The sequence below is a fragment of the Shewanella sp. SR1 genome, from assembly GCF_020447145.1.
Classification (GTDB): domain Bacteria; phylum Pseudomonadota; class Gammaproteobacteria; order Enterobacterales; family Shewanellaceae; genus Shewanella; species Shewanella baltica.
The window spans coordinates 44647-69875 of the sequence record NZ_JAJAEF010000024.1 but is presented as its reverse complement, the minus strand read 5'-3'; the positions used below and the strand labels follow the sequence as shown (position 1 = coordinate 69875).

Below are 25229 nucleotides of genomic sequence, written 5' to 3'. Positions count from 1 at the left end.
TTAGCATAAGTCTTGGCATGGCTTGAGGTTATGGTTACTTTTGGCGAAGCAAATTATAACGTCTTGCCATGCTGTCTAAAAATCACTCTCGAAAGATCAACAGCCCCTAATCATTTGGTAATAACTGAAATAAATGTTCCCTGTTTGTGCAGCATAACGCTTTTTACGAAGTAACAAGCTAGTGAAATCTATACGCTCCTCAAATACAGCCATTAAATCTCCCCCATCCATTAATAAAATAGAGGAACCACCAGCCTGATGTGCAGCAACGCCATCTTGAGAGAAACCATTGATGGATAAGAAGATGCCCAACGTGTTTTCAAGTTTAGTTTTAACTTTGTCAGAAAATACTGCTAAATCTGCCTTATTTACGAGGCTTTTTTGCCACTTTGCCTCGAAGAGATATTCAGTTCCATCAAGAGAAAATGCGCCATCTAACTGCTCCCCAAGATTTTTAAATGATGCTTTCGGATCTAAATCAAAAAGCTCAAACAATTCATACATTATTTTCTCTAATTCGAACCCACGGACTTGCGCGTTATCAGTCCCAACCAAAGACATATATCTATTTTTTATTTGTTCAAGCTTTTGGCGAACAGCAACGTTCGCTTTAAGCTTTATAGCCGCTTGCTCTTGACGGCGTTTAATCTCATCGTGTTCTTTTTTTATTTCTTGATGGGGCTCTACAAGTTGTTTTAATTGATTTACTGAACTTCGTGCTTTTTCTACTTTTTGAGGACCATCATCTAGAGATTTAAGATGCGAAAAATCATTAATTTTACAAATCTCATAGCAAATTTTAGTTAAGTCACCAAGATGTGATGATTGATTTACAACGAGATAATCAATAATGTCAGAGGCGATTTGTCGCTTGTAATTCTCCCAATTGAATTTATTAAGAATGGAAGGATTAGATAGGCAAAGTTGGAGAAAACCTCTTAATTCAGATTTATACCAGTACACAGAGCAAAGAGCCTCTTTCAGCGCCATTATTCCTGCTGGGGATATTTGCTTAGCCATACGTAATCCTATCTTGTAGTAAGTAACGTTTTATTACTCATGCATTACATTACTGCAAGGCACATATAAGGACTTAGCAGTTATACTGCTGCATCCAATTTTTTAATTTGTTCTATGCTATAGGAGTTTGTTTTAACAAGAAAGTTGTTATTAATGCAGTCTTGACGGTAATCACTTGATATTAAAATTACTTAACAGTGCGTTTTATTTTAAGTGTGATTTGTTATTAATGCTCTTGGGTCTGAACGTATAAAAAAAGTTAACTAAAAGACATTACAGGCAAATCTCTTCTGGCTAAATTTGATACCTGATGCCGCAGAACACTATTCCCCTCGGAGTTGCCGCAGGGCGAATGGTAAATTCGCGTGAGTCTCGCCATGGATGGCGAGCTAGCTTTCGCAGGTGCATGGACGCATCCTTCGGAAGCGATAGCAAATTTGCCAATGAGCACAAGGAGCTTTCAACTCCGTTGGGGGCGTCATGGAGCATCCAAGGAGGATAGGACGAGCAGTCCTCCTTGGTCGGGTGTGGGGTGAAGCCCCACGACTTTCTCGGCCGTAAGGCCGCAAAACTCAACGTAAATCAAATAGTGATTTACGTTGCCCCATCACACTGTGACTTACCCGCTTGATAGCAACTTGGTTGACGTGGACACACGGCGCCGCGGGAGCAAATAAGGCGGGCGTCGTTTTTGATCCCGCGTTCTATCCAGTTGATATTGAGGATTTTTGCGACGCTCACCAGATCACTTTTAATGTGCTTTGGAATAGTGACTGAACCACCGCTGGCGACACAGGCATCTTTCAAATCGTGGGCGATTGAGAGAGCATCTTTGCCTTGGGCTTCAATCGCCGGATTTAAATCTATGCCGGCGCAGAGCACATGCGGGTTGCCAGCCGAATCTTCGACCTTAATTGACTCACAGCAGTAAATGCGTGGTTCGTTGCCGACGTTTAAAATCGAAATCTGTGCCGAAGTGCCGACCGTTGGCTCGCTGATCATCCTAAAGACTGCCCAATGCTGGCAGGGATCTTCCACTAACCGCATATTGCCCCAAGGCAATGGGATCCCGTTACCGCGATAAACCGCCTTGAGCTTGCCCGGTGCGTAAGCGTCGAAATAATGCCAATGGGGATAAGGAGAGACGACAGTCATACGCCGCATGGCGACCGAGGCTGATACTTGCAGTTGCTTGTGTACTTCAATCTCGTAGCCGTGGCGGTCGAGTAATTGACGATAAGGCACTTTAGGGCACAACAGCGCACCGGCAAAAAAGCTCGATTCAAAGTCACGCCACGCATGCAAAATATCCTGCGCGTTCAAAGTATTGGACTGCATACCCGCTTCTTCGTCCACTTCCTCTTTACGGCCTGAGGTCATCACACTCTTGAGGCCGTCTTTGTTGTGCAGCACACAATGACCTATGTGCACGGCTAAGTCATATTTGAGTCTATTAGGACGATTTTTGAGAATTTTATTCACATAAATCGTGCTCGGCGGCTCAAAAAATGAGGTGACTAACTGGCGTGAACTCACGCCCATATCGTCGATCACTTCCTGCGGCGTGCTATCTATCCATTTGATTTTTAATCCCATGCCCTTGGCAATATCCATCATATCGTCCAGAGATAAGGGCATACGCTTGAGGCCGACTTCTTCAGCGGCACGTTCAAGATCGGGGAAATGATTTTGATGGTGTTCTTGATGGGCGCGGATCAATAAATGGGCAAACTGCCGACCAGAGATCCCCGTCTGCGACAGCATTTCTGGTATCGCGATTTGCAAAATATCATTGGAAAACAAAAAGCTGGGTTCGAGCGCCATACCGCTTATGCCACCACGGCGGCCCTTCTCTGGCGTAATAGCGCTTTCTTCAGGCACATCGTCTAAGAACCATTCGGCGTCTTTTTGAAAAACCGCAGCGATGACTGCCAGCATTCCGGCACTCGGCACTCGTTTTCCACGCTCGATCATCGACAAATATGACACAGAGGGCGCACTTCCGGCGTCGACTCGAATGCAGCGTGCCGACAAATCTTCCATGGTTAAGTTATTACGTTTCCGTAGGTTACGTATTTTTGTGCCTAGGAAGTGTGATTTTCTCATCAAGCTCTGGTCATTGCGCATTTTGTAAAATTCACAGTGTAAAATTTTTATTGTGAAATTGTAGTCAAAAAAAGACTAGACTACAAATTAAGCAATCGAGAAACGACTCAAGCGAACCAGCGGAGTCAGCAATTCAAGAAATGCTTAACCACTAACCCTTAAAGCGGGCAAGCACTTAAAGCGGACAAGCCAAGTTGAAAACAAACTTTGATAAACCAAAAGTTAAATCAAAACCCTGAATTTTTTAAATTGAAAGAGTGAGAGGAACGAGCGATGAATATGTCAATTATCAAGAGCAACCAGATCCAACCGAATCTAAACAGCCTCATCGCAGAAGAAGTGCTAGCCGTGGCCCAAGTGAATGTCGCCGAGCACGAAAAGATCGCCAATGCGAAACAATTCCTCGACCGCCTCTTTCCACTTAACTCTGGTTCACACCAAGATGTGAGCAGCTATGTAGTTTACTACCAACACCTGTTGGCCTTTTTTGCCGACGGCAGCCACAGTGGTTTACGTCAGCCAAAACAGTTCGTGGCCTTTAATGGCACTAAAGATGCGCCCTGCGCCATAGTGTTGCAGGACCTAGGTTGCCACGTTGAACTCAGTTTCGACCGCAATGGCATGATAGGTGCGAGAGACGTTGCCAATCTGGAAGATATCCAAATCGAAACGTCATTAAACATGGTCGTCGGAACACCAGAGTCACGTTCAGCCGCATCGCGTCATTGGCTCAGCCTGTTACATGCGGGTATGTCCAGCGCCAACGATACCCAAGATAAGTTGTTTACCGCAAAGGATGGCAGCGATTACAACTTGAAAAGTATCGTAAATTTATAATTTCACGCTCTGTAACCTCGCCATTTATAATCCAGCTAAGAAGATGAACTGAGCACAGTTCATCTTCTTCGATTTACCCTCCTACTTTGCCAAAACCTCTAAGAGTCAATAAAACTGATTAACTAGTTAAGTTTAATTGATTTTATTGAGGCTAATACTCACAGCTATAATGCCCCCTTGCATCTGTCTCCATGATCAATCCCCATTGATCGCCATTTTGTATCCGTCGCTTAATGTGAAGATCTGTGGTTGGAACGATAAAACTGAATCGCTCGAGCCTAAGGCGTTATGAATTCTTCATCGACATCACAGCAAGATAATAAGACTCATCGCATCGTTTTCATCTGTGCGGGCTTGTTATGCCTCGCGCCTTTTATCTCGTCGCCCATGGCGCTAGTGTTAGGTTTTACCTTAGCCAGCCTTGGCTGGGTGCCAGTGCAATGGAATATCGCCGCACTCACCAAAAAACTCCTGTCTTATTCGATCATTGGCTTAGGGTTTGGAATTAATTTAAACGCGGCGATAGAGGCGAGCACCCACAACTTCGGCTTGATAGTTGGCTCAATCTTTTTCACCCTCAGCTTAGGGTTTGTGCTCACCCGCGCACTGAAATTTGATCATGTCACGGGTCATTTGATTGCTTCTGGTACTGCTATTTGTGGTGGCAGCGCCATTGCCGCTGTGGCTCCGGCCATCAATGCGCGTAACGATCAAACCGCCACGGCTTTAGCCTGTGTGTTTGTGCTGAACTCAGTCGCGCTGTTTTTATTCCCCGCACTCGGCCATTTGCTCAATATGAGCCAATACGATTTTGGCGTGTGGAGTGCCATCGCCATCCACGATACTTCATCGGTTGTCGGCGCGGCTTCAGCCTATGGCGATGAAGCCTTAAAAACCGCCACCACCATAAAACTCGCCCGCGCCCTGTGGATTATCCCCATCGCACTGGTCAGCGCTATGCTGTTTGGTGGCGATAAGCGCAAACTTAACCTGCCGTATTTTATCGGTTTTTATTGTTTAGCCATTGCTGTGGCGCATTGGTTACCGCAGTTTAACGCTGTTTATGACACCTTGTTTATGATGTCGAAACGGGCATTAGTCCTGTGTTTGTTTTTGATTGGTGCAGGAATTACAGTGCAGAAAATGCGGGCGAGTGGCCCCAAACCTTTGTTGCTTGGAGTCATGCTGTGGGCAGCGATTGGTATCACGTCTTTAGTGTATATTCTTTATTTTCAATAGCTAAGATTTTGCGGAAAGCCAGTCTACTCTGCCGTCGGCTTCATTCGCCAAGCCCAGCAGAAGACGCCTACAAAGGCGGAGAATTCGATAAGTGAACGCACGAGTCCTGTGGTTTGCGTCGAAGCGACCAAGGCAATCAGGCAAAACACGATAATCAGCCAGTTTTTCAATTGCATCTTCCTGCAAACTTAGGGATGCTCATTATTGTTTAGAACTAAAAACTCAGCAAATATCGATTTTTAATAACAAATAGCTATAAAAACTAAGCCAATCCAGCGTTGATTAAGCCGCCTTAGAACTTGATGCCGCTTCATTCGCAGCAAGATCTTGATTATGTTCTTGAATAAAGTCTTCCATAAACCAAGCACAGAAAGTGTGGCGTCCATCCACAGCCGCTTTGCCATAAATGGTCGATGCCTGTTGCCTGACAGTTTTTTCTTTAGTCTGGCGAACTTCGGCAATTTCTTTAAAACTTAAGCCTTTAAGTAATAAAAATGCCACTTGCTGCTCACTCTTAGTAAAGCCCCAAGTCTCGAATTGCTGCGATACAGCTTGGCTGTATTCTTGTCTGGCAGAGCGCATTTGCGTCGACATATTGTCGATTTTCTTATCCGCATGCTCCAACCTTTTAGCCAACGCTTTCACTTCGCGGGAGCGACGAATAAGGTCATAACTTAAGTACATTGCACCAATCACAGTGAGCACTAATAACATGGCTTCCTGGGCAATATGCCATTGGGGAATGCCCAATTGAATGTCGGATGAGATGTCAAAAAGCTTAAAGCATATGATCAAGGCCAACAGACCAATAATGACAAGATCCTTCATCGAAAAACTCCTAAATAAAAGCAAAATCAACCAATTAATTTATGGGACATATGTACCATAGACGGTTTTATGATACATGTCCCCCACGACTTTCGCCCACCAATCCCTACACTGACAGCACACTTTATTACCATAGAATCGTCCTATGTCTGTCAGTACGTCTTGTATCAAGTTATGTCTGTTGGCGACCTTAGTCAGCAGCAGTTTCCTGTGCCACGCCGCGAATTCCGAGCTATCTCAAGCACTCTCCACCAGCCAAGCTAGATTACATTCTCTATCTAAATCGGGCGGCCAGTTACCGCAATCGCAAATAAGCTTAAGTAGCTCATCTTGGCTCAATGGCCTGCCGAGCATTAGCCTGAGTCACTTAGGTAGCCTAGATGATGGTAACAGCTACGAGCAGGAACTCTCACTCAATTTGCCAATAAAATCCCCTGCTTTGCACAGCAGCGATAAGCAGATTAAACAACTCACCCAAGGCATTCAGGCGCAACAAGTCGCGCTGCAAGGTCTGTATTTATCGGGATTATTGCGACAAAGCCTGTGGGAACATCGTCTTGCTGCAGTGAAACTGGCCCAATTAGATCGTAAGAGCCAATTGCTCGACAAACTCCATAGTCAGCAGAAGCAACTCACAGATGCGGGCGAATTGCCGATTGCCCACATACTCTTGTTAGAACGCGAACTGGTGGATATTGCACTGGAACGGGTCGATCTTAATCAGCAACAGGCTGAGGCGCTTGCCCTCTGTCAACAGCTGACAGGACAAGAGCAAATACCGCAGGACATAGCCGAAACCGCGCGGCCACTGTCAGCCAGCAGCCAACCCAATGACATTCTCGCGCAGCATCCATTATGGCAATTATTGAGCCTGCAGAAGCAGCAACAGCTACTGATCATCCAGAGCCAGCAAGCGGGGGATAAAGACCCTTGGACAGTCTCACTCACGGCTAAAAATACCGCCGATAACCAAGTTGATGATCAACAGCTTGGCATCGCCGTTTCTGTGCCACTGACTTTAGGTTCTGCCCTATCGCAAACCGAATTATCCCAATGGCAACAAGCCAATACCGAGCACACGCTCAACCTCGACCGTACTTATATCGAGCTAAAAACTCAGCTTAAAAAGCTAGAGCAACAGCAACAAAACTTACTCGACCAACAGACATTGCTAACCCAAGCCTTACACCTTAGCCGCACCATTACTGAAGAGCTGGCCAAGGTCAAAGACCAAAATCAAGTTAGCTACGAAGTCTGGCTGCGCCGCTATATGGATGCGCTCGATACCGAATCCCGCTTGGCACTGAACCAAGTCGCGCAGCAACAACTGCACTCCCAACAACTGCAAGCCTTAGGAATTTCATTATGATGGCCAAGTACGGCGCATGCCTTTTCTGTTTATCCGCCAGTGTAGCCACGTTAGCGCAGGCTGAATCCCTAACAATTAGTTCCCTCGGTAATTTAGACCTGAGTTATGTGCAACCACAGAAAGTCGCCAGCTATGAGGGCAGCCCATTGCCCGCGCAGGTTGAAATCCTCCCCGGTAATGATTACTGGATCAGCACGCCGGAGAATATCCAGCAGATCAGCTTCCTCGTCGGCCAAGGCCAGCTCGTTACTAAGGGCCAAGCGATAGTCAAACTGACAGGGCCAGAAGTGTTCCACTACCTCGCCCAAGTTGAAGCCGCAGGCAGCTTATATCAACTGGCCAAAAGCCGTTATGAGCGTAATAAACCCTTATTAAACAATGGCAGTATCAGCGCCGAAAAGTGGCGCGAGATCAGCCAAGACTACTTCAGCACTCACCTCGAATACGAGCACATGCAGCATTTTATGGAGATAGTCAAAAGCACAGATGCCACCACAGACTCCCTAGTGGTGGGCACACCAGTGGCGGGAATCGTTAAACTCAACCAAGTGAATGGACCTTATATGGCGGGTTCACAGCTATTCTCACTGGTGCCTAGCGACAGTATTCGCGTCAAAGTCAGCGTGCCTATGAGCCAGTCACATTCGCTCTCGGCGGTAAACATCAATCAATGCCATATCGCCATTGAGTCCATGTCGGCCATCGCCGAAGGTGCCTTCGTGACCGCTTGGTCATCACCCGTGCCGCAGGAGTGTAACTTACTGTTAGGACAACAGATCACTGTGATACCCGAGTATCAAAAGGCGGTGTATTTATTGCCTAAAAATAGCGTATTCAGTTGGGAGCAAGACAGCCAAGTCTTCACTAAAACCGCAGACACGCTCACCTCGATTACGATCGATATTCTCGGTTCAACCCCAGAGCAATATATCGTTGAAAGCGATCAAGATCTGAGCCAAATCCAAGTGTTATCCCAGTCGGTTGCCGCAGTCAAAGGCATAATGCTTGGCCTAGGAGGCGAATAAGATGTTGACCTCAGTCATCCGCTTTTCGCTTACGCAGCGCTTATTTGTGCTGATTGTGGCGCTGATCATCATGTTAGCGGGAGCACGAGCCTGGTTTTCCATTCCCTTGGATGCCTTTCCCGATATTTCGCCCACCCAAGTGAAGATCATCCTCAAGGCGCCCGGCATGACGCCGGAGGAAATCGAAGCGCAAATTACCGTGCCGATTGAAACCGAACTGCTAGGCATTCCCCATCAATCGATTCTGCGCTCAACCACTAAATACGCCATAAGCGATATCACCCTCGATTTTGACGAAGGCACAGATATCTATTGGGCGCGCCAACAGGTGAGCGAGCGCATCGCCGCCGTGTGGGACAGTTTTCCTGAAGGTGTGACGGGGGGCGTAGCGCCAATGAGTACGCCGCTCAGCGAAATATTTATGTTTTCACTCGAAAATCCCAATCTATCGCTGATGGAAAGACGGCAATTACTCGAATGGGAAATCCGCCCACTGCTACGCACCGTTGCGGGTGTCGCCGATGTGAATATCCTCGGTGGCTATGCCAAAAGCTTTAGTGTGACCCCTAAACCTGCGGCCATGGCGGCTGCGGGCGTGAGCTTTGCGGCGCTGCAACAGGCGATCGTTGAGAATAATCACAACGAAGGTGCAGGCAAGCTCACCATTGGCACAGACACCATAATAGTGCGCGCCGAAGGCCGCATCGATGACATCGACGAGCTCAAACAATTAGTGATCAAGGCCGATGATGCCAGAGTGTATCGACTGCAGGATTTAGCCGATATTCAAATTGGCCACTTAGCCCGTTATGGCGCAGTCACGAAAGACGGCAACGAAACCGCCGAAGCGTTAATCATCGCCCTGAAAGACGCCAATACCGCACAAGTGGTCAAAAATATTAAGGAAAAGCTCGATCAAATCAGCCTAACCTTGCCAGAAGGGAGCCAGATAAACACCTTTTACGACCGCGCAAATCTGATCAATACCGCGATAGATACTATCTCCAATGCCTTATTCGAAGCCGTAGTGCTAGTGATCATCTTGCTGGCGTTGTTTTTAGGTAACGTGCGCGCCGCATTAGTCGTGTCACTCTCGCTGCCACTCGCCGCGCTGATGACATTTTTGATGATGGATTACTTCAATCTTTCTGCGAACTTAATGAGCCTAGGCGGGCTGGTTATCGCCATCGGCATGTTAGTGGATTCATCTGTGGTCGTAGTTGAAAACATGGTGAATCTCATCGCCACAAAGCAGAGATTACCGCGGCTGCATTTGATTTTTCGCGCGACCAAGGACGTTGCCATTCCCGTGGTGTCGGGCACAGTGATCGTCATGATAGTGTTCTCGCCCTTGCTGACCTTGAGCGGGCTCGAAGGTAAACTCTTTACCCCAGTTGCGGTCACTATCGTGTTTGCCATGCTGTCGGCGCTGGTGTTGTCGTTAACTGTTATTCCGGTTATCGCTTCTTATCTCGTCAACGAAAAAGCCGCCAAGGAACCTAAGGCGATTGAAAAGCTTAAACAGCTTTATCTGGGCAGCCTCAAGGGCACGTTTAGCCATCAAAAACGCTTTATAGTGATCGCCTTTAGCTTGCTTATCGTCAGCTTAGGCTTGTTCGGGTTAGTGGGAAAAACCTTTATGCCGACCTTAGATGAGGGCGACATTATTCTGCAGCTAGAGAAATCCCCGTCGATTTCGCTCGAGGCTTCGATTGCCATCGACAAGCAGATTCAGCAAACTTTGCTGGCTAAAGTTCCTGAAATCAAACAAATGGTGGCGCGTACTGGCGCGGATGAAATCGGCTTAGATCCCATGGGACTCAATGAAACCGATGTGTTCTTAGAACTTTTGCCCCGCAGCGAATGGCGCTTTGCAAATAAAGAAGCGCTTATCGATGCGATCCGCACTGTGTTATTGGACTATCCCGGCGTTAATTTTAACTTCACTCAACCGATACAAATGCGCGTGTCCGAAATGCTCACCGGCAGCATTGGCGACGTAGCGATCAAGGTCTTTGGTAATGATATCGACACCTTAGGTCAGCTCACGAGCCAAATCCAACAGCTGGTTAATGCCACCAACGGCAGCGTCGATGTGAAAATGGCGATGATCGAAGGCAGTCCTTTTATCAACCTCACCTTAGATAACGAGCTCGCCCGTGGCTTTGGCATGAGCACCATGGAGTTTGCTCGCTACCTGAAAAGTCAGCTCGAAGGCGTGATAGTGACCGAAGTGCTACAGGGTAAGAAACGAACGCCCGTGCTGATGGCTAATAATCAGAGCCACTTAAGCAGCATTAATGAGCTTAAAAATCAGTTACTGGTGATGCCAGATCACTCCTTAAAACGCCTGAGTGATGTCGCCACCTTAAGCTATAAGCAAGGCCCCATCCTTATCGATCGTGAGCAAGGGAATCGCTTTTCAGTGATCACCACCAACGTGCAGGGTCGCGATATCGTGAGTTTTGTAGAAGAGCTCAACGCTAAAATCGCAAAGGAAATCAAACTCCCGAGCGGTTATAGCGTGAGTTTTGGTGGTGAGTTTGAAAACCAACAGCGAGCCACCAGCAATTTACTACTAGTGATCCCCATTGCTATCGCACTGATCACCCTGATTTTATTTACGACATTTGGCTCACTGGCCAAAGCGGGCTTAATCCTCGCCAACGTTCCCTTCGCTATGATGGGCGGCATAGTTAGCCTGTATTTGTCAGGGGAATATTTGTCAGTGCCCGCTTCGGTTGGCTTTATCGCCCTGCTCGGCGTCGCTGTGCTCAATGGCGTGGTGATGGTCAGCTATTACGAACAAACCAAGCACATGTTCAGCAACCTGCGCGAACGGGTAGAACAAGGTGCGGCGCGGCGTTTACGCCCCATTTTGATGACAGCGACTACGGCGATGTTTGGTCTTATGCCGCTGGTGTTTGCCTCGGGCCCTGGGGCTGAAATTCAAAAACCTTTAGCGATTGTGGTGATTGGCGGTCTGCTCACTTCAACCATTACCACACTGTATTTACTGCCAATTCTGTATTTTTGGCTGGAGAAACGTAAATGAGCACAGAACAACTGTTAGTACTGATCGCCCAAAATGATATTAAGGGCGACATAGTCGATACCTTGATAGAGTTGGAGTTTCTGTCGGGTTTTAGCCTAGGGAATATTTGTGGTTTTAGCCGTGAACACAGCCATTTTAATATCAAGGAACAAGTGGAAGGTTATCGGGAGTTTTGTAAATTCGAAATCATGCACCCCGCTGCGCAACAAGCGGCGCTGCTCGCTGCACTGGCTTTGGTCTGCAAACATAATCCCTGCCGCTATTGGATTATGCCCATTTATCAAAATGGCACCTTGTCCTAACTCACTGCGCGGTTAAATCTAGGCATCCGACCTTATCGCTAAGGTCGGGATGCCTTATAAACTCGCTACAAAATTGGCGTAGGACGCCGCACTAAAAAACCACTCAAAATCGATAAAATGCAGTAAGCGGTAAAAAAGTAAAAACCGTTTTCAAATTGCGCCTGTGTTTTCAGCATTTCCCCCATACCGCCTGAGGCGTTCCCCGCCATAAAGGTGATGATCAGCGCCACCACAAACACATCGGCCATCGACCACTTAGCGAGTGCATTGACGACGGCATTAATCCTCAGTTTCAGACCAATCGAACTCACACATTGCTGTGCCAGCATTAAACTCAACTTAAAGGCCGGCACCACCACGCTGAATAACATCACTAATCCCGCGACAAGCCCATTTCCAGAGTGATAAAGTTCGGTTACCGTTCCCCAAATACTGCGGGTTTTCTGCAACACTTCGACTTCTCCCTTAAGGCTACTCAGCCCCAGCAAACCACTGACCATACTCAGCATGCCGCGAGCGCTGTCGCGCCCCGAGTCTTCATCGAAACGTTGAGCAACTTGCTCTATGCCCTGCTCGGTCAGCTTGGCCTTATCGATAGTGCCGCTAATACTCAAAATAGGTTGAGTCACCCCAGGGATTAATAAAGCCAAAGATAAGAGAATGATAAAAATAGGAAATAATGATTTCATAGCACTGTTCATCGCATTGCCAGACAGGAGAAGACATTCAGTTTACGGTTTTTAGCGCAGGCTCTGCAATCGTTCGCACCAGCCATCGACTTAGATGACCGGCATTAGAGACAAGATTTGAGGATTAATAGAAAGGCGTTGGATCAATATCCAATGAACTCGGTGACACGCCGCGCTCGATATACAGCTCAGATTTTAATAAATCCACCATAGCGACATCTGTGTAACGTTTTACTTTTAAAGAATAAAAGCACTTTACGATTGGATGCAGTGCATCTCTGTCCTTCGAAGCCCAGACAATACCAATTCGGCCGTCCGATAATTCAACTAAGGAACCCACAGGGTAAATACCGATACAACGAATAAACTCGTAGACCAATTGTTGATCTAAGTGAAATGGCGTCAGACTGAGTAAAATTTTAAAAGCTGCGGCAGGACTCATGGCCTCTTTGTAACAGCGCGTCGCGGTTAACGCATCAAAGATATCGACGATACAGCTCATACGACCGTGGCGAGGGATTTCATCGTCTTTCAAGCCCCTTGGATAACCACGGCCATCTAACTTTTCGTGGTGCATCAAGCAGATATCTTTACTGATCTGCGACAGACCAGTAGTTTCGTTCATAATTTCAAGCGCATACACTTGATGCAGCTTCATATGTTCGAACTCTTCTGGTGTCAGTTTACCCGGCTTGTGCAGCACTTTATTATCGACTTTAATCTTGCCAATATCGTGCAAAATCCCACCGACCGCCATTTGCCGCAGCATATCACGATCGAGCTGTAGGTATTTGCCAAAGGTTACCAGCAGAAAGGCGACATTCACTGAATGTTCGAGTAGATAGGCATCTTTTGAACGGAGCGCAGACATACATTTAAGTGCATCAGCATCTAACATGACAGACTCAATCATGGTATCGGCTAACGCTTCGAAGGGCGCAACTTCGATGGCTTTACCTTCGAAGGTTTCGGATAACACTTTACGAATAAGATCTTTCGCTTCGGTCAGCATAACCTTAGCTTGAGCTTGTTGCTTATCGCGACTCACTGGCGCTTTTCGATTGTCGGTTTGACTATCGTTAGTGGCTTTTTTCTTTAAACCGCAATGTTCTGCCGAACGCTCGGCGTCTACCCAAACAAATTTAATACCGCTTTTGGCCAGTTTTAAAATCGCATCCTTGTGCTTAATTTGTCCAGCATTTGCAATAGCAAGTTGACCTTTATCATTTTTGTCTATGGCACTGACAAACATACCTAATGTCAATTGCGACACAGGTAATTTGATAAGCTCAACTGATTCTGCCGACTCACTCATATCTACAACCCCAAGGATGATGTGCCCGAATAAAATATCAACTTAACCATACGACATAAAAGCGACCTACGCTCAAATGTTCTGTTGTTATTCTTGATTATTATAGAACAGACGTGAGGGGCATTCTAAGCCGCGCATTAGAAAATCACCATAGACTTTCTTGGTAAACAAAATACCCTAAACAGAATGCGATGGAATAAGGGCTTAAGGCTTAGGCAAGGCCCATTTCACACTCTCACTTTTTCAATAAATGCCTAAGGGCTAGGCATTCAAAACCGGCGACCATCACGCGCGTAGGCGCCGACAACTAGCCCACATAACGCTCTCCTGTTTCAATCAATTCCTCCATCAATAAACCATTACGCAAACTCAATTGCCGTGATACAGCGCTGTGTTCAATGCTTCTGTGACTGCTGAGCAAAATAGCGCAACCTTGCGAGCTTAACCGCTTCAGCAAGTACCACACTTTGCCGTAGTAATGCTTATCCATCCCCGCCAATGGATCGTCCAAAAGCAATACTTTAGGGCGTAAACAGGCGAGTGACGCTAAGGCAATCAAGTGCTGTTGACCGTAGGATAATTTGTGGGGCGACAGCAGAGCTAAGCTAAATAAATCCAATTCATCCAACATCTGCGCCGCGCGTTCTTTGGGAAGTTCAAAACGCCTAAGGCTAAACTGCATTTCGGCGAGCACGCTGGTCTCGAATAATTGTCGACTCGGCCTTTGCATCAGCAGACCCAGCTCAGCGCCATAAATCCCCAGCTTAGGTCTTCGCCCGAGCACTTTAAGCGGAAGACGCTGTCTTGAACTGAGTACGCCCGCTATGGTTTTCAACAAACTAGTTTTACCTGAGCCGTTATCTCCCACTAAGGTCACTATCTCACCCGCCTGCAGTTGAAATCCCTGCGGACACGCAAATAATGTAGGGCAAGCATCGAACCCAAAATCAAAGGCTTCGGCGCTGACCAAGACTTTGCCTAAATGCTCAAACTTAGGCTGATTTCGCCACGCAGGCGCCTCAATTTGCGGCGCATCGTTCACGGTATAGATGCCTTCGGATAGCTTGCCCGCCTCTAACTGCCAGTAATGCTGAATAATCTCAGCGAAGGCCGCAGCGTTATGTTCAACCAACACTAGCGCCATGCCATCTTGAATAAGATTGCGAAGCACGACCAGCAGCTCACTCACACCGTGATCATCGAGTTGCGCCCAAGGTTCATCGAGCAGCAGTAAATGTGGCTCGCACACCAGTTGGGCGGCAATCATTAGACGATATTTTTGGCCGAGGGAAAGCGTGCTGACTTGGGTATCGAGACGCAGATACAAGCCCACGCGCCGCAGAGCCAATTGCACTTTAGGTAGCATTTGCTCAGCGGGAATACCGAGGTTTTCTAAGGCGAAAGCCACTTCGGCACCAACGGTTTGCCGAAGGAGCTGAGTTTGCGGGTCCTGCATCACCAGACCCGTAACCAGTTGTGGGTAACGCCAGATGTCACCTTCATGCGGGCGATTTAACACGCCCGCCAGTAGGTTTAGCAGACTCGATTTCCCAGAGCCCGTAGGACCGCTCACGCAATGGCATTGGCCGGTGCCAATGGCCAAGTTTACCTCCTGCAATACAGTCGGTAACTGGCTGCCATAGTTGAAGCTAACGCCTTCGAGCGCTAAGAGTTTCATGCTATATCTGCCTATAAAGATCTAACGAACAGCCTATGACAAGGCTTCACCCTACTTGTCTTTTCATTCCCACGGCGAGTCATACGTTAATAGACATCTAACTTGTCACGTAGAAAATTTAAGATGTGCCAGCTATTGTGGACCGCGATTATTCTGTCTCAACCGAAAAACGTTTAAAAACCAACCTAGATCGACTAATTACGACAAAGGGAAAGTATATTTAGCGACTAAGAGACAAAATGTCCACCGAGGGTGACTTGCCCGACAAAAAGACCCACTCAAGTCACATTTTTTATCAGCGTAAAATGAGACTATGGCGAAAGTCACACGCTGGGGGCTTACATCTTGACACACTCGACCGTGGCCTTTAATTTGAGCGAAAGATTCTTATTTACAGGCTGAATCAACTAAAGGTAATGACTTGAAAAAGAGTACATTAACCTGAGTCGAATTCATTGACGCTGACAGAGTGACCTTCAGCTTTCGCCTTCATCCCTTATCTTTGCTTTGGAGTTCTATTTGCCCGTTCATGCCCTGTCTGAAGACCTTAAGTCTCTCATCGACAAACTCATTCAATTAAAGCAAGTTCCGCCGACGGAGCCGATAGTGCAGTTGTCACTTAATACTGTCGCTATGCCTTTAATTTCATGGTTGGCATCGCAGACGCAATTTCCGCGTATCTACTGGCATGGGCGCGACAGAATCGAAGAAGTCGCGGCGATTGGGGCGTGTAAAGACTTCAGATTTGAAACCGGTATTAACGATCAACAACTGGCCATGGCCTACCAAGAGCAGCGAGCCTTATCGACGAATCAAAATATTCGTTACTACGGCGGCGTTGCCTTCGATCGCACCATAGAATCTTGGCCAGAGTTCGGTAATAGTCGCTTTATCCTGCCGCGCATTGAATTTAGACGCAGCGGTAGCAAGTTTAGTCTGTTGGTGAATCTTAATTTTGCCGAGAATGATCACCATAGCGAAATCGACAAGGCCATCGCCGCTATCGAAGCTGTGATGCCCGCGAAACCACTCTCGCCGCCGAAGAAAATCGTTCCACTTGGCCGTAGTGACAAGCCTGATTTTGAACGCTGGAAGACATTAGTCGAGCAAGTGGTCGAGCCAAAGTTCAATCAAGACACCCCAAAAGTGGTGTTATCCCGCTTAACTCAGCTTGAAGTGAACGAACCTATCGATCCTTGGATGGTACTGGCGTGCTGGCAGGGACGTAATCCCAACAGCTTCCAATTTGGCTTTCAATTCAGCCCAGAACGCACTTTTATCTCTTGCTCACCGGAGCGTTTGTTCCGCCGCCGTCAGCAGGAATTATTCACTGAGGCGTTAGCAGGTACGACAGTGCGCGGCCTGAGCCAAGAAGAAGATATTGCGCTGGCGAATGCCTTGTTAGAAGACAACAAGAATAGCGTAGAGAACCAACTCGTTCGTAGCCATATAGTAAATATGCTCACGCCGCTGAGCAATTATGTCGGCGCCGATGAATTAGCGACCATCTTTAAACTGAATCATATTCAACATTTGCACCGCGCGATTCGAGCCGAACTAAAGCCGGGCGTGAATGATTTCCAACTGTTGCTAGCTCTGCATCCAACCCCTGCTGTGGGTGGCTTGCCGCGACATTCGGCATTGAACTTTATTCGTCAGCGCGAAGGTTATACTCGTGGCTGGTACGCTGGTGCCTGCGGTTATTTCAATAAGTATGAGAGTGAGTTTTCGGTGGCTATCCGCAGTGCGTTGATCGAACCGGGTCGGATTAACCTATTTGCGGGGGCGGGAATTATTGCGGGTTCTGAGCCCGAAGCTGAGTGGCAAGAGCTTGAAAATAAACTCGCGACTATCATGTCGATTCTGTTCGAAATGTAATAAGCCTAAGGTCTATTTTTCACCATCAACCCTTCGTTTTTCAAGCGTTTCAAGGTAAAGCCTGTCCTGTTCACCCGAATCGATTAAACGTTTATGTGCAAGGTCAAAGTGTTGTTTCAGCATCTGACCTTTTTCAGTATTAGCAAAGGCGAAATAGGTTTCGGCCTTGAGTACGCCTTGAATAATCACAAAATTTTGTGGCGCCTTCAGCTTAGGCACATACATAAGCAGATTAGATTTATAATCCAGCACGGCATCTATGCGCCCTGCATTTAAGCTATTGAGCATAGTCAGCATATCGCTACTTTCTTCGTAGTACATGGGCACGGGAGTCAACATATTGTATCGATAGGCCAACATGGCCTGAACCCTCTTATGGGATAGACTCTCAAGCCCTGTCCAAGTCGCCGCTAACTCGGCGGTCACCGCTACATCGATAGAATCCACTTCAACCGTATTCTCAGTTAACAGCGCCTTTTTAGTATCTCCCTTATAAACGCTGAGGGTGATATCGGTACGATTATGCTCAACCAGATAAAGGCTACGGGCAAAGGGCATAAACTGCACCTTGAGTTGCCATTCTGGCTCAGGGAAAACCCGCTGAAGTAACTCGAAGTAATAGCCCGTTTCATCACGATTGGCAAAATCATCCCACGATGCCGTCGCTACATTGACGACAATCGGCTGGGCGGCGCAAATGGATACAGGTAACACGGCTAAAAGTAAGCAAAAAATAGCAAAGAATCGTCTCATGGCTATCCTCCTTCGACGTACACAAAGTGTAGAAGAGTTTTCATTCTATGCGTACATTTAAACAGCAGGCTTGCATCTTAAAACTCGACCACTATAATGGCGACCCGATTTCGCCTCGCTGCGATCGGTAATGTTCGGTGATATTGTCGTAAACATAATAAATTGAAAATTAGCGGGTTCCCTCACCCCGCCCTACACAACTAAAAAGGCCACATATGTTAATGTTAACCACAGCGCAGCTTCGCCGCGCCTTATTCCTATTAGTAGGATTCCACATACTGATTATTTGCGTCAGCAACTACTTAGTACAATTGCCATTTCAGCTATTTGGTTACCACACAACCTGGGGCGCATTTAGCTTTCCATTCGTGTACTTAGCCACAGATCTCACTGTCCGTATTTTTGGCCAACAAGCCGCACGTAGCATCATACTCAAAGCTATGGTTCCCGCTTTGATGATTTCCTACGTGATGGGAGTCGTGTTCCATCAAGGTAGCTTCCAAGGCGCTGACTCACTTGCTGAGTGGAATACCTTTGTGTTCCGAATCGCCTTCGCCAGCTTTGCTGCTTATTTGATTGGCCAGTTAATGGATATTAAGGTTTTTGCCCGTCTGCGAACGAGCCGCTCTTGGTGGGTCGCGCCTGCAGCATCGACCTTAGTGGGTAATCTGGTCGATACCTTAGTGTTTTTCAGTATCGCCTTTTACGCCTCTTCCGATAGCTTTATGGCGGCCAATTGGCCCGAAATCGCCACTGTCGATTACGGTTTTAAGCTGATCGTTAGCTTAGGCCTTTTCCTGCCTGCCTACGGAGTTCTGCTAAAAGTCTTACAAGACAAGATTTTGCGCACCAATCCGCAAGAATCAATTTCCTGATTAACTCAACTGGCCAGACCTGTTATAATTTGACCAGTTAATAGTTCAGCCCTGCTCCTGTTAACGCGCGAGTGGGGCTGATTTTTTATGAGAGCAAGCAATGTATTCTATCGAAATTAAAGCAGAGTCAGGTTTGACTCCCGAGTTAGCCACTCAGCTTATCGAACTTAGCAAACAAATCCCTGAACTCGATCGTCCCCTCACCAGCGAAGTGTTAAATCAGCGCTTACAGGGCAAGAAGTGTTTGATCTTAGTCGCGTATGTGGAAGGTGAACTGGCGGGATTTAAACTGGGTTACGAGCAAGAAGAGGCTATATTTTATAGCTGGTTAGGTGGCGTTGCCTCCGATTTTAGACGTTTAGGCTTAGCGCAGAGTCTACTCGAATACCAAGAAACCTGGGCACGCCGTCAAGGCTATAACCATATTCAGGTGAAAACGATGAACCGTTTCCCTGCGATGCTTAATTTGTTGATCAGTAATCAATATTTAATTACCGAGCTCAACGCCGATCCAAAAAGCTTAACCAACCATAAACTGCATCTACGTAAGTCGATCTAAACCGTTAATAGATGAGAGCGAAACGATATTTGTATAGATGTGCACTTTTTTTTAATAAATAGCTTGCAAACACGATTGAGAATGATTATCGTTAACGTGCGTTCCAAAACTCATCTTTAACAACGATGACTGGTAATCGACGTTGTTACGGAGCTCCTGAGTTTGCAAGCACGACATTGCTCACACACACTCTTTGTGGCCGGATTCATCATCCGGCTTTTTTTTGCCTAAAATTCGGTGATGCAAAGCCACATAAAGCAGAACTAACAACTGCAGCCATATTTTAATGATAGGTAATCAATCGAATACGGCAAGCTGCCATATCTCACTCGGTAAAACTCATCGGTAAGCTAATCGGCAGACATGTCGCTGTAGTTGCCCGCAATATGTAAGCCCTCGTAGGGATTATTTTGCTGATCTTCCTTCGCCTCATGGTACAAACCTATGGTAAATAATGTGCCTTTACCTAAGGTTGAGCTCACTTCTATCGTGCCGCCAATCCGTTTAATAATGCCGTAACTGAGCGAAAGCCCTAAACCAGTGCCATCCTTACGCGTGGTGTAAAAGGGGTCGAAAATCCGCCCTAGCTGCTCTGGTGCAATTCCAGAACCTTCATCTTCCACTTCGATTTTGACGCCAATCGGCATATCTTGCTGCACCCAATCATAGGTTCGCACCCAGATACGTCCTTTACCGTCCATCGCATGCGCCGCGTTTACCACCAGATTAATCAAGACTTGCAGCAACTGCGGTCGATTGACCTGCACTGGACAGCTGGCGTTTAACTCAGTGATCAAAACCACTTCTTGTTTCTGAATCGAATGCCGCACTAACACCAGCATTTCTTCAATAATGGGGGTAATCGGATGCATTTCTAGCGGGGCGTTAAATTCGCCCGGACGACTGTACTGCAACAGGCTGCGGATAATGGTGCTGATCCGCCCCACCTGTTGAATCACGAGATCAATTTCTTCTTTTACCACTTCAGCATTATCGCCAAGCTCGTAGCGCAGTAACTCCATGTTGCCGAGGATAACGGCGGTCGGATTATTGATTTCGTGGGCAATACCTGCGGTCAACTCACCCAGAGCGGTAAGCTTCTCGTTGGTGACGAGCTGTTGACGTGTTTCATTCAGTAACGCCACGTTACGTTGCAGCTCTAAGGTTTTGTCCTGCAAGCTGCGGGTACGCTCTTCGACCTTCATTTCAAGCTGCTCTGCCGCCGCTTGGATCTGAGCATTTCGGCGCTGCAGCAGATCGAGCATACTGTCGAACTGCTCGGCCAAGTTCGATAACTCGTTATCCCTATCTAACCCTAAAGCGCCGATACGAATATTGCGCCCCGACTGCACCGCTTGAACAACATGGTGGATACGCTCGATCGGCTGCAACAAGCTATAGGCGCCGCGATAAACCAGCAAGCCTGACACCAACAGAACCAACATTAGAATCGTGCCTAGCTCTATGATATTTAATAAATAATTATGGATAAAAGGCGACTCAGAAAACCCCGTATAGATCATGCCAACACGCTGGCCACGAATATCTTCCAAGGGAGCATAAGCGGATATAAACCAATCGTTAAACACGAAGGCACGATCGACCCATTGCTCGCCTTGGGTTAACACTTTCTCCTTAACTTCCTCCGACACTAAACTGCCCAGCGCGCGACCTTGCGTCTCGTTGCCCGTCGGATAAAAGTGCAGCGGCACGTTAGTGGAGATACGGATGTTATCTAAGAAGATGGTTACAGTGCCGATGGAGCGCTCGGGCAAGGTGCCCTTGTCGTACACCAGATCACGAATGTGGTCGACAATCCGAATGTCACGATTGAATAGAATCCCGCCATCCAGATACCACGCCACTTTACCTTGCATATCAGGCACGGGCAGTAGACTACGGCTCAATAAACCGCGTTCTTCAACGGTTTTTGTCGGGCTCTGCGCCCGCAAAGTCGCGACTATCGGGATGCTCGCAGTGACCGCTAATTCTGGGTCGATGCGAGATAAGCGTTCGGGCGGCAACACCATCAAGCCGGAATAAGGTAATAAACCGTTTATCTTTGGGAGGATCTGCCGTAAATCAGTGTCAGCGGCCGCTTCGGCGACAGTGACGAGACGCAGATAATCGAGGTTAAGTTGTTTTTTCTGTTCCAGGAGAAATGCGTCGAGACTGGCTCTGTGGATGACTTCACCAGTTAATTCTTTACCACTGAAAAGTGGCCTAAAATCATTTTGAAAGGTCCAAGACGTTACCACACGTTCGAGTTGTTTTTCTTGCCGTACTTGCACTTGCTGCAAGGTATTTTCGGCAACAGATAAGTCAGCTTTAACCTTCATAAACAGCTGCTTACCTGTATAACTGATATTCCAGTAAATAGTGATAAACACTAAACTCACCAGTGTCAGCAGAATAGGCAGTAATGTCAGGATTAATATGCGATAGCGCACCTTGGCCTGCATTTGCTGCCAACTGACACCAAAAAAGTGAGTGAAGAATGACACCCTATGACTCCTGATCGCCGCTGAAATCAAACCACTCTTTATACTTACGATCTAAGGTCTTACGCGAAACGCCTAAATCCCTCGCCGCGGCAGACTTATTGCCAGAATGTAAGTCCACAACGCTGGTCACATGGTGTTTTTCGACTTCTTTTAATGGCCAATCCAATGGATAACCCGATGTCGATAAAGACTCACTCTTCAGCTGTTGTTTCCAATATTCCGCAGGCGGCTTGCCGAGCAAAATACAGCGCTCAATCATATTGCGCAGCTCGCGAATATTGCCTGGCCACTCGTGTTGTTGCAACTTCACCATGTCCTCATGGCTCCACACGACTTCTCTAACCCCTAATTCGGCGGCGAGTTGACGGGTGAAGTGATGGGTTAACTCGACCACATCTTCGGGTCTGTCACGTAATGGCGGGATTAAAATATCGAGCACATTCAGTCGATAATATAAGTCACGGCGGAAATTCCCCGCATCTACTTCATCAATCAAAGTGCGGTTGGTGGCCGCGATCACTCGCACATCGATGTTCACTTCTTTCTCGCTGCCCACTGGGCGAATCGCTTTTTGCTCTAATACTCTGAGCAATGCCGTTTGCATTTTCAGTGGCATTTCGCCAATTTCATCGAGGAAAATCGTCCCGCCCGAGGCAAAACTGAATAAACCTTCACGATTACCTTTGGCACCAGTAAATGCACCAGCGGTATGACCAAACAGTTCACTTTCGAGCAATTCAGGAGCGATAGAGCCACAGTTGACTGGGACAAAAGGTCCCTGACGTCCACTGAGTAAATGTAGTTGGCGTGCAACTAATTCCTTACCCGTACCCGACTCACCTTGGATCAGCACAACCGCATTGGTCGGCGCCACACGTTCGATAATATGTTTCACCGACTTCATGGCCTCACTGCTGCCAATAATGGTCGATGAGTAACCGATTGAAACCTCACGGCGCAGCATCAAGTTTTCGCGTTTGAGCAGGCGGCGTTCGATACAACGATCGACCGCTGTCATCATCTGCTCAAGGTGGAAAGGTTTCATGATGAAGTCAGACGCACCCGCGCGCAGCGCAGTAATCGCCACTTCCATGTCGGCATAGCCAGTCATAAAAATGATGTCCGAACGACGACCCTGCTCATCTAGCGCTTCATGCCATTCGATACCTGAGCGGCCAGGGAGGCGAATGTCGACGATCAGCAAATCGAAATGGCAGCGGCTACGTAGCTGCTCCGCATCTTCGATACTGCCCGCTGTTTCGACTAAGGCGAATTTCTTCGAGAGTGCCTTATTTAAAAAACTGCGCATTCCGGGTTCATCATCAACAATCAGTACCGATACTGCCGATGGAAGAGGCTTGAGGTTATTATCTATCTGGCTCATATTGTCTGCTTCTGGACATTTTGACTCATTTGCGACCAATTCTAGCACTGAAAATAGATGAATAGGTCACTATGAACCACAGGAAGTAGGTGCTGAGACAATTTGTCTGTAGAGTATTTGTTAAGCTTGGGATCAAGCTCACAAATTAGGTTAAGCTGTGAAGAAAATGACCGCATTCTCAGCTTGGCATCTAATTTGCTTTCAACCGAACGTATTACAATTTACGAGACCTTCCACTCAGTAGGCATTTGAGTTGGAATCCTATTTTTCGCCAAGGAGTACCCATGCTAAACATGAAATCTCATATTAAGTCACTACTGGGCCTGGTTGTTGCAGCCAGTATGTTCACCGTTTTACCCGCTCACTCGACTGAAGTTATCAAGTTAGCCACTACCACCAGCACTGAAAACTCAGGCCTATTAAAAGAACTGTTACCTAAGTTTGAAAGTGAATCTGGCTACAAGGTTCAAGTTATCGCCACTGGTACAGGTAAAGCCCTGAAACTGGGTGAGCAAGGTGACGTGGATTTAGTTATGACTCATGCGCCAAGTGCCGAAGCTAAATTCGTCGCCGACGGTTTTGGTGTTGAGCCCCGTGGCATCATGGAAAATGATTTCGTGGTACTGGGCCCTAAAAATGACCCAGCAAAAATCCGTGACAGCAAAAATGCCGAAGAAGCTTTCGCTAAAATTGCAAAATCAGGCGTACCTTTTATCTCTCGTGGTGACAATTCAGGCACTCACATCAAAGAGTTAGAAGTATGGAAAGCGGCAAGTGTGACACCCGATTTCAAAGGTTACACTTCAGTAGGTCAAGGCATGGGCAAAACCCTGCTAATGGCAAACGAAATGCAAGGTTACACTCTGTCTGACCGTGGTACTTTTGTAGCTTACAAAACTAAGCTAGATCTTGGTGTTGATTTCGATGGCGGCAAAACCTTAGCCAATCCATACCAAGTTATCCTGATCAACTCTGCTAAGTACCCAGATCTAAACCACAAAGGCGCTAAAGCGTTCAGTGACTGGTTGATCAGCAAAAAAGGTCAAAGCATGATCAATAACTTCAAAGTTGATGGCGAGCAATTGTTCAAGGCAACTTATAGCGAATGAGCGACGGCTGGCTAGCACTATTACAGCAGGCGTTAAGCCTGCTGTTTTCTTTAGACCCCGACGTTTGGTCCATCATTTCGATCTCGTTTTCGGTTTCTTTCGCGGCGCTGCTCATCACGCTGGTGCCTTCTATGGTACTCGGCTTTGTGCTGGCATTTGCGCCGTTTCGTGGCAAATGGATCGTCACTAATTTAGTTCAAACTCTGCAATCCATCCCCACTGTTGTTATTGGTCTACTGGTTTATTTATTACTTACCCGCAATGGCCCCTTGGGCGATCTAAAATGGTTATTTACCCAAGAAGGTATGATCCTCGGGCAAATGTTGATCTGCGCGCCGGTACTGATTGCGATGAGCCAAGCCGCCTTTACTAGCGTTGACCGTAGAGCATGGGAAACCTCACGCACTTTAGGTGCCTCTTGGTGCCGCGCAGTGTGGACTGTCTGCCGCGAGCTACGTATGCCCTTACTGCTGGCGATTGTCGCGGCATTTAGTCGTATTTTGACCGAAGTGGGTTGCTCTATGATGGTCGGCGGCAATATTTTAAACGTAACCCGTAACATACCCACAGCTATCGCACTCGAAACCAGCAAAGGCGACTTCGCCCAAGCTATCGCCCTCGGGCTAGTGCTGCTAATCTTGGCCTTGATCCTCAACTTTGCCCTCGGTGGTTTACGCGGCAAAGCCATGCCAAGGAGCCATTAA

At 47.2% G+C, this 25229-nt stretch carries 21 protein-coding genes; 11 read left to right on the top strand and 10 right to left on the bottom strand.

Features of this window, described 5'->3' with window-relative positions:
• Positions 1-96: 96 nt before the first annotated feature.
• Both KV201_RS18300 and KV201_RS18295 read right to left on the bottom strand, forming a co-directional pair.
• The gene (locus KV201_RS18300) at positions 97-1020 is read right to left on the bottom strand and encodes a hypothetical protein (protein ID WP_226060146.1); all 924 of its coding nucleotides are present in this window, start codon (positions 1018-1020) and stop codon (positions 97-99) included.
• A 594-nt stretch (positions 1021-1614) separates the two neighbouring features.
• Complete coding sequence (locus tag KV201_RS18295; protein WP_226060145.1) at positions 1615-3147, bottom strand: DUF3612 domain-containing protein; 1533 nt, start codon at positions 3145-3147, stop codon at positions 1615-1617.
• Positions 3148-3399: 252 nt separating this feature from the next.
• On the opposite strand from KV201_RS18295, the gene KV201_RS18290 reads away from it, so the two are divergent.
• Together KV201_RS18290 and KV201_RS18285 are read left to right on the top strand one after the other, a co-directional pair.
• The gene (locus tag KV201_RS18290) at positions 3400-3963 is read left to right on the top strand and encodes a malate synthase (protein WP_012090627.1); all 564 of its coding nucleotides are present in this window, start codon (positions 3400-3402) and stop codon (positions 3961-3963) included.
• 288 nt (positions 3964-4251) lie between these two features.
• A complete protein-coding gene (locus KV201_RS18285) occupies positions 4252-5202 on the top strand; it encodes a YeiH family protein (protein WP_006084708.1) in 951 nt (316 codons plus the stop codon).
• A gap of 23 nt (positions 5203-5225) precedes the next feature.
• On the opposite strand, the gene KV201_RS18280 is transcribed toward KV201_RS18285, so the two are convergent.
• Both KV201_RS18280 and KV201_RS18275 read right to left on the bottom strand, forming a co-directional pair.
• A complete protein-coding gene (locus tag KV201_RS18280; protein ID WP_170927471.1) occupies positions 5226-5372 on the bottom strand; it encodes a hypothetical protein in 147 nt (48 codons plus the stop codon).
• Between the two features lie 112 nt (positions 5373-5484).
• Positions 5485-6030: a LuxR C-terminal-related transcriptional regulator gene (locus KV201_RS18275; protein ID WP_006079428.1), complete on the bottom strand. Its 546-nt coding sequence runs from the start codon at positions 6028-6030 to the stop codon at positions 5485-5487.
• Positions 6031-6175: 145 nt separating this feature from the next.
• On the opposite strand from KV201_RS18275, the gene KV201_RS18270 reads away from it, so the two are divergent.
• From KV201_RS18270 to KV201_RS18255, 4 genes are read left to right on the top strand one after another with little or no spacing between them, the layout of a single operon-like run.
• Positions 6176-7399: a metal transporter gene (locus KV201_RS18270; RefSeq protein ID WP_226060144.1), complete on the top strand. Its 1224-nt coding sequence runs from the start codon at positions 6176-6178 to the stop codon at positions 7397-7399.
• Positions 7396-8424 carry a hypothetical protein gene (locus KV201_RS18265; protein ID WP_006079425.1) on the top strand — a complete coding sequence of 343 codons (1029 nt, stop codon included), beginning with the start codon at positions 7396-7398 and terminating at the stop codon, positions 8422-8424. The genes KV201_RS18270 and KV201_RS18265 overlap by 4 nt, the downstream gene beginning before the upstream one ends.
• A 1-nt stretch (position 8425) precedes the next feature.
• Entirely contained in the window at positions 8426-11479 is a 3054-nt protein-coding gene (locus KV201_RS18260; RefSeq protein ID WP_226060143.1) for an efflux RND transporter permease subunit, read from the top strand.
• Entirely contained in the window at positions 11476-11781 is a 306-nt protein-coding gene (locus KV201_RS18255; RefSeq protein ID WP_226060142.1) for a DUF3240 family protein, read from the top strand. The genes KV201_RS18260 and KV201_RS18255 overlap by 4 nt, the downstream gene beginning before the upstream one ends.
• 65 nt (positions 11782-11846) lie before the next feature.
• Here the strand turns inward: KV201_RS18255 and KV201_RS18250 are convergent, their stop codons facing one another.
• The 3 genes from KV201_RS18250 to KV201_RS18240 form a co-directional block, all read right to left on the bottom strand.
• Positions 11847-12482, bottom strand: a complete 636-nt coding sequence (locus KV201_RS18250) for a paraquat-inducible protein A (protein ID WP_226060141.1) — start codon at positions 12480-12482, stop codon at positions 11847-11849.
• Positions 12483-12594: 112 nt separating this feature from the next.
• Positions 12595-13785 carry an HD-GYP domain-containing protein gene (locus tag KV201_RS18245; RefSeq protein WP_226060140.1) on the bottom strand — a complete coding sequence of 397 codons (1191 nt, stop codon included), beginning with the start codon at positions 13783-13785 and terminating at the stop codon, positions 12595-12597.
• A gap of 307 nt (positions 13786-14092) precedes the next feature.
• The gene (locus KV201_RS18240; protein WP_226060139.1) at positions 14093-15463 is read right to left on the bottom strand and encodes an ATP-binding cassette domain-containing protein; all 1371 of its coding nucleotides are present in this window, start codon (positions 15461-15463) and stop codon (positions 14093-14095) included.
• A 519-nt stretch (positions 15464-15982) separates the two neighbouring features.
• On the opposite strand from KV201_RS18240, the gene KV201_RS18235 reads away from it, so the two are divergent.
• Entirely contained in the window at positions 15983-17341 is a 1359-nt protein-coding gene (locus tag KV201_RS18235) for an isochorismate synthase MenF (RefSeq protein WP_226060138.1), read from the top strand.
• Between the two features lie 12 nt (positions 17342-17353).
• On the opposite strand, the gene KV201_RS18230 is transcribed toward KV201_RS18235, so the two are convergent.
• Positions 17354-18094 (bottom strand): ABC transporter substrate-binding protein, encoded by a 741-nt coding sequence (locus KV201_RS18230; RefSeq protein WP_226060137.1) that lies wholly within the window; start codon positions 18092-18094, stop codon positions 17354-17356.
• Between the two features lie 215 nt (positions 18095-18309).
• Between KV201_RS18230 and KV201_RS18225 the strand changes: the two genes are divergently transcribed.
• On the top strand, positions 18310-18969 hold the full coding sequence (locus KV201_RS18225; RefSeq protein WP_012588938.1) for a 7-cyano-7-deazaguanine/7-aminomethyl-7-deazaguanine transporter: 660 nt from the start codon (positions 18310-18312) through the stop codon (positions 18967-18969).
• 100 nt (positions 18970-19069) lie between these two features.
• A complete protein-coding gene (locus tag KV201_RS18220; protein ID WP_226060136.1) occupies positions 19070-19528 on the top strand; it encodes a GNAT family N-acetyltransferase in 459 nt (152 codons plus the stop codon).
• A 350-nt stretch (positions 19529-19878) separates the two neighbouring features.
• On the opposite strand, the gene KV201_RS18215 is transcribed toward KV201_RS18220, so the two are convergent.
• Together KV201_RS18215 and KV201_RS18210 are read right to left on the bottom strand one after the other, a co-directional pair.
• A complete protein-coding gene (locus KV201_RS18215) occupies positions 19879-22032 on the bottom strand; it encodes a cache domain-containing protein (RefSeq protein ID WP_226060135.1) in 2154 nt (717 codons plus the stop codon).
• Position 22033: 1 nt separating this feature from the next.
• The gene (locus KV201_RS18210; RefSeq protein WP_006079400.1) at positions 22034-23416 is read right to left on the bottom strand and encodes a sigma-54 dependent transcriptional regulator; all 1383 of its coding nucleotides are present in this window, start codon (positions 23414-23416) and stop codon (positions 22034-22036) included.
• Positions 23417-23700: 284 nt separating this feature from the next.
• On the opposite strand from KV201_RS18210, the gene KV201_RS18205 reads away from it, so the two are divergent.
• Both KV201_RS18205 and KV201_RS18200 read left to right on the top strand, forming a co-directional pair.
• Complete coding sequence (locus tag KV201_RS18205; RefSeq protein WP_226060134.1) at positions 23701-24525, top strand: substrate-binding domain-containing protein; 825 nt, start codon at positions 23701-23703, stop codon at positions 24523-24525.
• Entirely contained in the window at positions 24522-25229 is a 708-nt protein-coding gene (locus KV201_RS18200) for an ABC transporter permease (protein ID WP_006079398.1), read from the top strand. The genes KV201_RS18205 and KV201_RS18200 overlap by 4 nt, the downstream gene beginning before the upstream one ends.

What these genes read in the sequence shown, in the direction of transcription:
- KV201_RS18275 (WP_006079428.1), bottom strand. Translation starts at nt 6,030, where the DNA reads ATGAAGGATCTTGTCATTATTGGTCTGTTGGCCTTGATCATATGCTTT.
- KV201_RS18290 (WP_012090627.1), top strand. Translation starts at nt 3,400, where the DNA reads ATGAATATGTCAATTATCAAGAGCAACCAGATCCAACCGAATCTAAAC.
- KV201_RS18230 (WP_226060137.1), bottom strand. Translation starts at nt 18,094, where the DNA reads ATGAGACGATTCTTTGCTATTTTTTGCTTACTTTTAGCCGTGTTACCT.
- KV201_RS18205 (WP_226060134.1), top strand. Translation starts at nt 23,701, where the DNA reads ATGCTAAACATGAAATCTCATATTAAGTCACTACTGGGCCTGGTTGTT.
- KV201_RS18285 (WP_006084708.1), top strand. Translation starts at nt 4,252, where the DNA reads ATGAATTCTTCATCGACATCACAGCAAGATAATAAGACTCATCGCATC.
- KV201_RS18220 (WP_226060136.1), top strand. Translation starts at nt 19,070, where the DNA reads ATGTATTCTATCGAAATTAAAGCAGAGTCAGGTTTGACTCCCGAGTTA.
- KV201_RS18240 (WP_226060139.1), bottom strand. Translation starts at nt 15,463, where the DNA reads ATGAAACTCTTAGCGCTCGAAGGCGTTAGCTTCAACTATGGCAGCCAG.
- KV201_RS18270 (WP_226060144.1), top strand. Translation starts at nt 6,176, where the DNA reads ATGTCTGTCAGTACGTCTTGTATCAAGTTATGTCTGTTGGCGACCTTA.
- KV201_RS18200 (WP_006079398.1), top strand. Translation starts at nt 24,522, where the DNA reads ATGAGCGACGGCTGGCTAGCACTATTACAGCAGGCGTTAAGCCTGCTG.
- KV201_RS18300 (WP_226060146.1), bottom strand. Translation starts at nt 1,020, where the DNA reads ATGGCTAAGCAAATATCCCCAGCAGGAATAATGGCGCTGAAAGAGGCT.
- KV201_RS18260 (WP_226060143.1), top strand. Translation starts at nt 8,426, where the DNA reads ATGTTGACCTCAGTCATCCGCTTTTCGCTTACGCAGCGCTTATTTGTG.
- KV201_RS18225 (WP_012588938.1), top strand. Translation starts at nt 18,310, where the DNA reads ATGTTAATGTTAACCACAGCGCAGCTTCGCCGCGCCTTATTCCTATTA.
- KV201_RS18295 (WP_226060145.1), bottom strand. Translation starts at nt 3,147, where the DNA reads ATGCGCAATGACCAGAGCTTGATGAGAAAATCACACTTCCTAGGCACA.
- KV201_RS18265 (WP_006079425.1), top strand. Translation starts at nt 7,396, where the DNA reads ATGATGGCCAAGTACGGCGCATGCCTTTTCTGTTTATCCGCCAGTGTA.
- KV201_RS18250 (WP_226060141.1), bottom strand. Translation starts at nt 12,482, where the DNA reads ATGAACAGTGCTATGAAATCATTATTTCCTATTTTTATCATTCTCTTA.
- KV201_RS18210 (WP_006079400.1), bottom strand. Translation starts at nt 23,416, where the DNA reads ATGAGCCAGATAGATAATAACCTCAAGCCTCTTCCATCGGCAGTATCG.
- KV201_RS18255 (WP_226060142.1), top strand. Translation starts at nt 11,476, where the DNA reads ATGAGCACAGAACAACTGTTAGTACTGATCGCCCAAAATGATATTAAG.
- KV201_RS18245 (WP_226060140.1), bottom strand. Translation starts at nt 13,785, where the DNA reads ATGAGTGAGTCGGCAGAATCAGTTGAGCTTATCAAATTACCTGTGTCG.